We start from the raw sequence: 205 nt of genomic DNA on the forward strand, positions 1-205 counted from the left end.
AGTGTTTTTCTAGACGGTGAATCGTCCGAAATGGCAGCACATCAATCAACTGATGGATTTTAGCGTCCATGAATTCAAAGCTCATGGCAGCGGTAGCTGTTTTAGTGCTTTTGATTTCGTCCATTAGAATAACTGCTGGCAGCCAGTGTAAGTTCGGTTTAAAATCACGTTCAGCACGTAGTAATTGGCGGCCAACAAAAGTGTC

The 205-nt window shown here is 43.4% G+C and carries 1 pseudogene; it reads right to left on the minus strand.

What is annotated here, in order from left to right:
• Positions 1 to 205: pseudogene (locus tag FC24_RS11585) on the minus strand (ISL3 family transposase); the annotation flags it as partial.

The sequence above is a fragment of the Loigolactobacillus rennini DSM 20253 genome, from assembly GCF_001436505.1.
In the GTDB taxonomy this organism is placed as follows: domain Bacteria; phylum Bacillota; class Bacilli; order Lactobacillales; family Lactobacillaceae; genus Loigolactobacillus; species Loigolactobacillus rennini.